The sequence below is a fragment of the Pleomorphomonas oryzae DSM 16300 genome (assembly GCF_000422965.1).
Taxonomy (GTDB): Bacteria; Pseudomonadota; Alphaproteobacteria; order Rhizobiales; family Pleomorphomonadaceae; genus Pleomorphomonas; species Pleomorphomonas oryzae.
Window position 1 is genome coordinate 1 of record NZ_AUHB01000028.1, and the last position, 8,228, is coordinate 8,228.

Here is an 8,228-nt window from a genome sequence, read left to right on the forward strand (position 1 = left end):
ATGCTCGATTGGACGAACTGACTGGAAATACATTGGCCGGCAATGGGGTTAGCCGAGATCGTCTTTGCGTTGTTCTAAAGACAAAGGCCCCGCCGAAACGGGGGCCAAATTGCTTGTAGCCGGGTCGATGGACGGGAAACTCGTCATCAAGCGGCGTGGCGATCACCTCCTTTCGTTAGGCCATTGGGCGCGGTCAATGATGATGGTACGGACACCGGCCCGCGTTGCCTTGTCGACCATGTCCCAAGTTCCGAAGCGGCCGGGGAAGGCTATGACCACGTCTGGCCTGCCCTCAGCGAGCATGCGGGCGTTGCGGATCGGACCGGCTGTTTTCCCGTAGCGATCCCAATCGGCGGGGAACGGCTCGACGGCGATCCCGCGCCGCTGCGCCCATTGGCTGGACAAGGTGTCGGCCCCTGCCTGCTCCCCCTCGATCACGACGGACAAGCCGAGGCGAGTCACGGCCGCGTCAAGAACTTCTTCAAGACGCCAACGCTGCGAAGTGGCGGTTGCTTCGGCCTGCGCCAACTTGTCTTTGGGGGTGCGCGGCGGAACGACACCATAGGTACGGCCGCCGCATACGAGAACGCGGGTCATGATGTGCTGCCCCTATCTTCTGCCGGCCAGCTGGTCGGCCTCTTTCCGGGCGGCTTCGGCTCGCTTGTCGATCCATGCCGCCAAGTCTTTGATGTGCACGCCACGGGCGGCCTTGCGGCTCTGCTCGATGGCTATGACTGGAATGTCGATCTGACCTGCCGTCGTCTTCCGGATGAACTCGACCACGGTCAGGTGCGAGAAATAGTCGCGGCAAACCGCCTCGACGGGCACCACGGCCCGGCCGTCGTATTGCGCCATGAGAAGGAAGGTGGTGTTCATCACCGGCCCCTGATTGCCTGGGCGATCTGGAGGGCTGCGCGATGGGCGATGCGCTGCCTGGAAAGCGGCGCTCCGTCCGGAATGGTCTCTTCGGCAGTCTGGGCGCATCCATCGCGCTCCGACATGATTTCCGCCTCGATCATCCCGGCCAAATAGGCCTTGTCGAATTTCGACAGGCGGCGGGCGCAATCGTTCTCCATGATCGACGTTGCGGTTTCGGCCGGCGTCTTTCCCATCGTCTTCACTCCTTGGGCTTCGGCGGGTTGTCTCGCACCCACTGCAAGCCGCGCTTCGTGTGAACAATCATGTACTCTTGGCCCCGCTTCCCCTGGATCATGCCGCGTTTCATGAGGCCGTCGATGACGCTGTCTTTTTCGCGGAAACCGCTGACGCCACCGCCGTTTGTACGGACGACGCGGCGCAAAAGGTCTTCCTGCGCTGGTGTCATCTTGCGGTTAAGGGGCTCGTCTGGAGGGAAGTAGTTCTTCATTGCCATCACAAATCCTCCGGCTCGGGATCACGGCGGTATGTCCACCCGTTGATTACGAGGACAGCCGGCGGGGCTTCTTCGACAGCGGCGGCGTCATATCCAGTTTCCGCCAGTGCGGCGGCGAGGTGCGGGAGCTTGGTTGCTTCCTTTGGGGTGACGCGGCGCGACCTCCAGCCTCGGCGGTTTGGCTCGTGCTCCGCGATGGACACAGATCGGCCCTCAGAGTTGACGACGTACACGCGCAACAGCGTCGTGCTCTTGTCCTCTTGGCGCTGCCAATGGGTCGTTGCCGCCTTACGGGCCTGTGTCGCGGATATGGCGACCTCTCGGCGTGGCGGGAGAAAAATCGGACGCCCCCCTCGGGAAAACGTCGCAACTGAGGCGAAGATGGTCATACGGTCACCGGAGGCGGGGAAGGGTTGCGATCGAAGAAACGGCACGCTTTCGCGTCGTGGGGGACACGGCGGCGCGGCTTGTTCGGGATGCGGTAGCGGCACCGATGGCGCTTAAGGTCGCCGGCCTTGGTCTTGTGGCGCGGAGAGTATCGGAGCCAGAGAACCCCGATGGTGCCCTCTCCGTCTGGCTCGCACCAGAAACGGCACTCGCGACAGGTGGCACCTTCCGGGCCGGTCCCCGCGATATGGGCTTGCCCGATGAACGTCGCGACCAGGGCGTCGTGGTTCGGCTCGCGAGTAAGGTGAGGGGTAAGGGCGATGTGGTCGGCCATGGCGTCAAACCGGGACCGGGGTGGACAGAGCCGCGAGCAACAGCGAGACCACGAAGCCAAACAGCAACACGGCGGCGAGTGCCGCGATGTCTCTTATGATCTGCATCGCGGAAACTCCTCCATATGCGTTTCAAGAGCTGTCACCGCCTCGTCGGCATACTCGGAGGCAAGCGCCTCCAGCATGCCCAGGTGTAAGATGTCGTCCTCGGTCGGTGGTTCGTTCTTGCTGATGGCGGCGATGCGGAATGAAATGGTCGCCGTGTTCTGGTGATAGGACCGGGTCTGAAGGTGGCAGACGTTGTCCTCGGACGCTTCGCGCGGGGTGAGGGCGTAGACGTACCTCATGCCGCACGCTCCTCACTGTCGGCCGGCAGGAGGGAAATCAGATGATCGCGCATCCGTACGGCGGCGGCGATGAACGCTGGGGCGTAGTTGGGATTGCTGATCCACTGATGCTTCGCATTCCATGCGTCCATCCACGGCGTGGAATGGCAGTTGCTATGACCGGTGCGCGCCTTGATCGGGCACCCGTGACAACGGGCGTTGTCCTCATCATCAGCCGCCGGGTCCATCTCATCGTAGAACAGAGCGCAAAGCGGGCACGTGTCTCCCGAGACCTTCGCGTCTGCCGGCGTCATGGCGTGGGTGTTGTTGTCCCACTTGACGATTGATGCCTTTAGCGCGTCGAGGGTGGCGGGGGTCATGAGCGTTGCTCCGTGTTGCGATATGCACAACATAGAGCGCGCTTAAGCATGCGTCAAGTGGTGTGTTGCGAAAAACGCAAAAGCCCCGCCGTGCTAAGGGCGGGGCTCGTGTCAGATTGATCGGTCAGTAGTTTGATTTGCTTCCCGCGATTTCGTGAGGGGGTGCATCTCCATCAGCCGAAGTGACGAGCTTCACGAGGTCGTCGGCTGATGGGTCTTCCTTTAGGTAGGACCCATATCTCGTGTAGGATTTTCCGTCCTCGTCGCGGTACGGATAGGTTAGGCCCCGTGCCTCGTTAAAATCGACGATGTTCACCGTTCCTCCGCCCCGCCTGAAGTACTCTTTACCAACCTGAAGCGGTTCGGTCAGAACGGGGTGCGCCGGCCGATCTGCTGTAACGTCAGCAACCGGGGCCAGCCCCGCCACGAGCTGACCATCAAGATCCTCAACGAGGCAATCCGGCTCGTTGGAGCGGTAAACATCCTGTGGTTCGTTGAACGTGACGACTTCGACCAAGGAGTTAGGCTCATCGAACGGCTCGCGCCCCTCGGGCTCGTGGAACGTGACGACGCCGGCCGTCTCAGTTGCGAGCGGAGAGGCTGACGCGGCGGCGGCGCGGAGTGCGGCGGCTTCACCCTTCGTCAGGAGACGGGAGTTGGGGTCTGGCGTCCAGCCCTCGCCGGGGGCTTCGATCTCGTCATCTCCGTCAACCGGCCGTATTTGCTCAGCGTCCGCAACCTCGCGAACAAGGTCAAGCTTTCGGTCATAGCCATTGCAGCGGCCGTTGCTCGAATAGAACAGGCGATTGTCACCACGGAACGGTGAAATGAGACCAGACGAGACGGACTTGCCGTCGATGCGGATGCGGCCACCATATCCGTCCTCGTATGAACGGCCGATCGAGATGGACAAACCCGCGTCTTCGGTCTTGCTCAAATTATCGGAAGGGCCGGCCTGTGTGGCGTCGGCGTCGGCGGTGCGCAGGGCTTCCCCGAACATCATGGCATGCAGGGGAACTGAGGACGGGGCAACCTCGATCGGCCGCGACCGCTCGGCATCGTTCTCGTAAAGGGCGAATTCAGCCAAGGCCTCGATAGCGGCGATCCTGGCGTTTTCAGCGACGCTGATAGACGGTATACTGACGATAGTCCGAAGCTCTTCGGCCAATTCCTTCAGTGTGATCATGGGGGATAACTCCATTCGAGCATTGGCGCTCGGGGTCGCCGGCCGATCGCGGCCGGCGCGCCGGGGCGTCATTCGCCGCACCCACGAAGCTTGTTTGATAGGTCAAGCCAGTACTGACCTTTTTCGTAGAGCTTTTCCGCCTTCTGCCGATTCCCTCGCTCTACTGCCTCGTTAGCGTCTGCAAGGTAGCGGCCGCCTCTGTCGTCGGCATCGGCGATACGTTCTGAAAGCGTGCGCTTCGATTTTGCCATCATCATCCTCCTTGGCGACGCGTCGGACGCTCCGGCGCGCGGTGAAGGGGGGCGGTCGAAGCCGGCCGGGTTGTCAGGCATTGAGCTTGGCTCTTATTTCCGCGACAAGCTCAGACATGAAGGCGGCGCGGGGCTCGTGGAGCCGGGCAAGCTGCCCGGCGGTGTACTCGGCCGAATACGAGTCCGGGAAGCGATCACGGTTGGACTGGATGCGGACGGCTTCGGTCATGACAACCGATGCGCCAAGCTCCAGAGCGATGGCGCGGGCGTTCTCTTCCGCCATGCGGGGGAACACGTGCTCCAGAGCCCAGCCACGGCCGACAACCGGCTGAAAATTGCGGCCGATCTCCTCGCCTGTCTGCTCGTCGGTGAGGACCATCCGCTTAGCGCCGCATGAGTACACAACGGCGTGCTGGATAGAGAAGGTGCCGCGCCCGTCCCAATTGTTGATCAGGGTGACGAGATCGCCCTTTTTGAAAGCCTTGGCCATGGCGGAACCTTTCAGCGGGGGAGACGGACGACGCCACGACCGGCGAGGCGAATGAAGCGTGCGTTGCGGACAACGGCGCGGCGGCTGAAAATCATCCCCTTATTTTCTGAAGTCAGGTCGCCGAGCGCGAACATGGGGCCAAGGTTTAGCCAGCGCTCCGCGCGGATGACGCCGATTTCCTGGCTGTAGTAGGCGATGACGATGTTGTTCACCGACACGGCACAGGACCCGCCGAAAACCTTTGTCCTCTTGCGGGCGGAAGTGATTGCTTCGCGGATGATGTTAGCCATAACCAAACCCCTCGTGTTGCGATAATCACAACATAATACCGTTTAAACGGCTCGTCAAGATGGCTCGTGCGATAATCGCAACACTAGGGGCGGGGCATTAAAGCGGGTTTTCGTCGATGTACCGTGACAGCTCGTCAAAGCGATCGGCGAAGGCCTGAAGGTGATCGCGCGTTGCCTCCTCCTGGCGCTCGGCCTCGTCCCATGCGTCCTGATCGCGTTCGTTGTCGATCTCGTCGCGGATGAGATCGGAAATGACGTTCGGGTCAAGCGCGTCAAGCTCCCACGAGCTATCGCCGAACTGCTCAACATAGGCGGCGTGCCGGCTGTCGGTGTCCTTGGCGGGGTTCGGCGGCGGGCTGTACTCTTCGACCTGTTCCCAATTCAGGGCGAGCCGGCGGATGTCAATGGAGGAGAAGCCGGCAAACATGGAAACGCGATCGGTGATATCGCGAGTCATGTCGATGCCGCTCGGGTCGTGGTCGCCAAGATGCAGGATAATGACACGCTTCCCGCCACGCGAGCGTGACGCCAGCCGGCGGCCGGCCTCGTAAAGCTCAGATTGCGACGTGTAGCCACGGCACGCGAAGTAAGGAAGGCGCAACTCCTCGCAAACCGGCTGGATGACACCAACGAGGGCGTCTTTCTCGATCCAGACTTCTGCATAGAAGGGCTGCGACGCCCAAAGGTCTTCGGCATACCCGGCGGCGTTCAGGTAGCTAGCCGGAGTGGACCAGCTAGAATGACTGCGCAGAAACCGCGTCCGATCCTCGATAGCGTTCCAGTCGATCAGCCCGGCAAGTCGGGCATCGCTTACGATCTGACCGAGGCGCTTGTATTCTGTTTGCTGGTTCTTGATCAGGTCTCGGGAGACGAACTGATAATAAAGCTGACGAAGCGTGAGCGTGAACCCTTGGTCTTGGTACTCGCTGATGATCTCATTTGCCTTGTCAATGATATCGATTGATGAGCGGCGAAACACCTTATCGACGAACTTCTTTTTCATGGTGATCCTCAGTGTTTTTTATACGGGAAAGACCGATTTTCTAGTTCTTTCTCCACTTTCTCCAGTATTCGGACGGTGAGCGAGGCTCCTGAGCGTAGCCGCCCGACGAATTTCCCATCGTTGACGACGTGTCGGCCGAAGGTTGTTTCGGCTATGCCTCGCTTCGCACAATGCTCCTCGATCCTGTCCAGCAAGTCGGCGATGGTTGGTGAAATGGTGGTCATGATCAGTTGACCTCGCTGTCTGCCGGCCGGGCGTTCGGTGACACGAACACCAGCGTACCCGTCCACTGGCGAAGCGCCGGGGCGGCGAAGGTCACCTTCTTGTCTTCTCGGGTGATGGTGATCGCGCCGACGTTGAGGAGCTGATAGCCGATGTTCTCGGCGATAGCGGCGACGTTGTCGGCCTCGATCTTGTCTTGGTCGGCCTTCTTCCGGAACGCGACATCAGTGAACGGGACGCCAGATTCATACTTTACGAACAGGAGCCGGTCGGACTGAATAAGGCGAAATCCCTGCTCCTTCAGGATCGCCTCCAGGGCCTCGGGGGATAGGTCGAACGTGACACCCTCTTGAGTGATGCGGATGTATTTGGTGGTCATTGTTCCTCACTGTGAGCTGTCGTCGCATTCAATGCGGGGCGCGGATCGCGGTATTCATCGACTCCGCGCCGCCGTGTTAGGGAGTAGGGGGCGATGGGTTTTTTTCCTGTCGCGCGGACCTATCACCCATCCGAGCCGACCTCCTTCAGCTCGGCGATTGTCTCGGCTGTGAGACCTGCGGTGGTCAGGTCGAAGTCTGGCCAATCCTCGACGATCCGGCCCCATTCGCCGCATCGCCAAGCATTGAGGAAACCGGCGATATCGTTCGGCATGAGACCGTGTGAGTAGTGGCAACGGTCGATGGCGAAGTTGATAGCGGCAGCGTGCGCGTCGATGGCGTGGTCATGCTGCGCAAGGGCCGTTCGCGCCCATGAAAGCATGTGGTGCAAACGGTCGTTCTCGCTTTCCTTGTGGCTGACCAGCGCCCGAAGCGCGCGGCGATCGCTGAGCAGCTTGCCGGTATAGATCCCTGCGGCGAGCCACATGACGAGATTGATCCAGTTCATGGGCGCGGCTCCTTCAGCGCGGCGATTGTTTCCGGCGTCAGCCCGGCTTTCGTCAGATCGAAGTCGGGCCACTCCTCAGCGATGACGCCCCATTCACCGTCACGCCAAGCGTTGAGGAATTGCGCTCCTTCCTCCGGCCCGCCGTCCCCGTCGCCGCAATAGTCAAGGGCGAAGTCGATAGCGGCGGCCGATCGTTTTTCCAGAACAAGACGGTTGATCTGCGCTTGGTCTGCCTCGCCCATTTCTGAGATGAGGCCACCGAGAATGATGTTGTCGATACGATCATCCAGCGTGTCTTCATTGGCCGGGAGCAACACTCTATCCGTCATCCCGAAGTGCCAGTTCCACACCAGATATCGGCGCATGTAGCGGGTGACAGCCGCCCGGCTACCGAGCTGAATGGTCCAGATCGGGCCAATATCCAGCCGCTTGCGGTAAAACTCGCTACCGGCTTCCGGTGATCTGCGACCTTCTCGGTCTCGCCAAAAAAGACGCCCATCATGTCGGTAGTCGAACAGCTCCCGCGCTTCATCGCGGGTCATCTGGGCACCAGAAAACCATGTGTTCGGGTGCCCTTCGATGGCGATGATTGGCTTTTTGAATGGCTTCGTCCTCATTTCCGGCGCTCCTTCAGCTTGCGAGCCTCGGTAAAGCCGGCGTCAGTGAGCATGTAGCGGAAGCCCCGGCTGATCCCGTTGCTACGGCGGATGTGGACCAACCCCAATGCTTCAAGGTTCTTTCGGCACGCAGAGGTGTTGCAGCCGCCTAGGTTGTTGGACGGGAAACCCCACGTCTTGTTGTCGGGATATTTCTCATGAAGCTCCAAAAGTCGGCGGAGCGTTGCGCGGCCCCGTGGCGTTAGCTCATAGCCGCCGCGTGGGAGGCCTAGAGCACCCTCGAAATCGGCAATTGTCCGTTCTCGAACGGATTTCCCGGCTACGATCTTGTCGATTGATGACTTGTTGTAGCCGGTGACGGCGGCGACGCTTTCGAGCGTGTAATTGTGCTCTATGATAGCGGCTACGATCTTCCGGTTACGCTCGGGGATATCTGTACGCGGCTCGCGTGGTGGGCGAGGCTGACTGACGACAAATTTCAAAATGC

Annotated in this window: 16 protein-coding genes; all 16 read right to left on the reverse strand. The window is 60.6% G+C overall.

Annotated features, from left to right (window positions below):
* Positions 1 to 162: 162 nt before the first annotated feature.
* Positions 163 to 597, reverse strand: coding sequence for a DUF2493 domain-containing protein (locus tag G522_RS28530; RefSeq protein ID WP_051229197.1), 435 nt, complete (start codon positions 595 to 597; stop codon positions 163 to 165).
* A 12-nt stretch (positions 598 to 609) separates the two neighbouring features.
* A complete protein-coding gene (locus G522_RS28535; RefSeq protein WP_036840810.1) occupies positions 610 to 876 on the reverse strand; it encodes a pyocin activator PrtN family protein in 267 nt (88 codons plus the stop codon).
* On the reverse strand, positions 876 to 1,112 hold the full coding sequence (locus G522_RS28540) for a hypothetical protein (protein ID WP_036840811.1): 237 nt from the start codon (positions 1,110 to 1,112) through the stop codon (positions 876 to 878). The genes G522_RS28535 and G522_RS28540 overlap by 1 nt, the downstream gene beginning before the upstream one ends.
* A gap of 5 nt (positions 1,113 to 1,117) precedes the next feature.
* Positions 1,118 to 1,372: a hypothetical protein gene (locus G522_RS0123885; RefSeq protein WP_026793173.1), complete on the reverse strand. Its 255-nt coding sequence runs from the start codon at positions 1,370 to 1,372 to the stop codon at positions 1,118 to 1,120.
* 814 nt (positions 1,373 to 2,186) lie between these two features.
* Positions 2,187 to 2,438: a hypothetical protein gene (locus G522_RS0123900; RefSeq protein ID WP_026793175.1), complete on the reverse strand. Its 252-nt coding sequence runs from the start codon at positions 2,436 to 2,438 to the stop codon at positions 2,187 to 2,189.
* Positions 2,435 to 2,797 carry a hypothetical protein gene (locus G522_RS0123905; RefSeq protein ID WP_026793176.1) on the reverse strand — a complete coding sequence of 121 codons (363 nt, stop codon included), beginning with the start codon at positions 2,795 to 2,797 and terminating at the stop codon, positions 2,435 to 2,437. Before G522_RS0123905 ends, G522_RS0123900 begins: the two co-directional genes overlap by 4 nt.
* Before the next feature lie 124 nt (positions 2,798 to 2,921).
* Entirely contained in the window at positions 2,922 to 3,983 is a 1,062-nt protein-coding gene (locus tag G522_RS0123910) for a hypothetical protein (protein ID WP_026793177.1), read from the reverse strand.
* Between the two features lie 68 nt (positions 3,984 to 4,051).
* Positions 4,052 to 4,315, reverse strand: a complete 264-nt coding sequence (locus G522_RS0123915) for a hypothetical protein (RefSeq protein ID WP_084633380.1) — start codon at positions 4,313 to 4,315, stop codon at positions 4,052 to 4,054.
* A complete protein-coding gene (locus G522_RS0123920; RefSeq protein ID WP_026793179.1) occupies positions 4,308 to 4,724 on the reverse strand; it encodes a hypothetical protein in 417 nt (138 codons plus the stop codon). Before G522_RS0123920 ends, G522_RS0123915 begins: the two co-directional genes overlap by 8 nt.
* An 11-nt stretch (positions 4,725 to 4,735) precedes the next feature.
* Positions 4,736 to 5,014, reverse strand: coding sequence for a hypothetical protein (locus tag G522_RS0123925; protein ID WP_026793180.1), 279 nt, complete (start codon positions 5,012 to 5,014; stop codon positions 4,736 to 4,738).
* Between the two features lie 97 nt (positions 5,015 to 5,111).
* Positions 5,112 to 6,017, reverse strand: a complete 906-nt coding sequence (locus tag G522_RS0123930; protein WP_026793181.1) for a hypothetical protein — start codon at positions 6,015 to 6,017, stop codon at positions 5,112 to 5,114.
* A gap of 8 nt (positions 6,018 to 6,025) precedes the next feature.
* Positions 6,026 to 6,241: a hypothetical protein gene (locus tag G522_RS28545; RefSeq protein ID WP_036840816.1), complete on the reverse strand. Its 216-nt coding sequence runs from the start codon at positions 6,239 to 6,241 to the stop codon at positions 6,026 to 6,028.
* A gap of 2 nt (positions 6,242 to 6,243) precedes the next feature.
* Complete coding sequence (locus G522_RS0123935; RefSeq protein WP_026793182.1) at positions 6,244 to 6,618, reverse strand: hypothetical protein; 375 nt, start codon at positions 6,616 to 6,618, stop codon at positions 6,244 to 6,246.
* Positions 6,619 to 6,740: 122 nt separating this feature from the next.
* Positions 6,741 to 7,124 carry a hypothetical protein gene (locus G522_RS0123940; protein ID WP_026793183.1) on the reverse strand — a complete coding sequence of 128 codons (384 nt, stop codon included), beginning with the start codon at positions 7,122 to 7,124 and terminating at the stop codon, positions 6,741 to 6,743.
* On the reverse strand, positions 7,121 to 7,741 hold the full coding sequence (locus tag G522_RS0123945) for a hypothetical protein (protein ID WP_026793184.1): 621 nt from the start codon (positions 7,739 to 7,741) through the stop codon (positions 7,121 to 7,123). The genes G522_RS0123940 and G522_RS0123945 overlap by 4 nt, the downstream gene beginning before the upstream one ends.
* The coding region (locus tag G522_RS30340) for a hypothetical protein (RefSeq protein WP_026793185.1) at positions 7,738 to 8,228 on the reverse strand (491 nt) is incomplete at its 5' end. The genes G522_RS0123945 and G522_RS30340, both read right to left, overlap by 4 nt.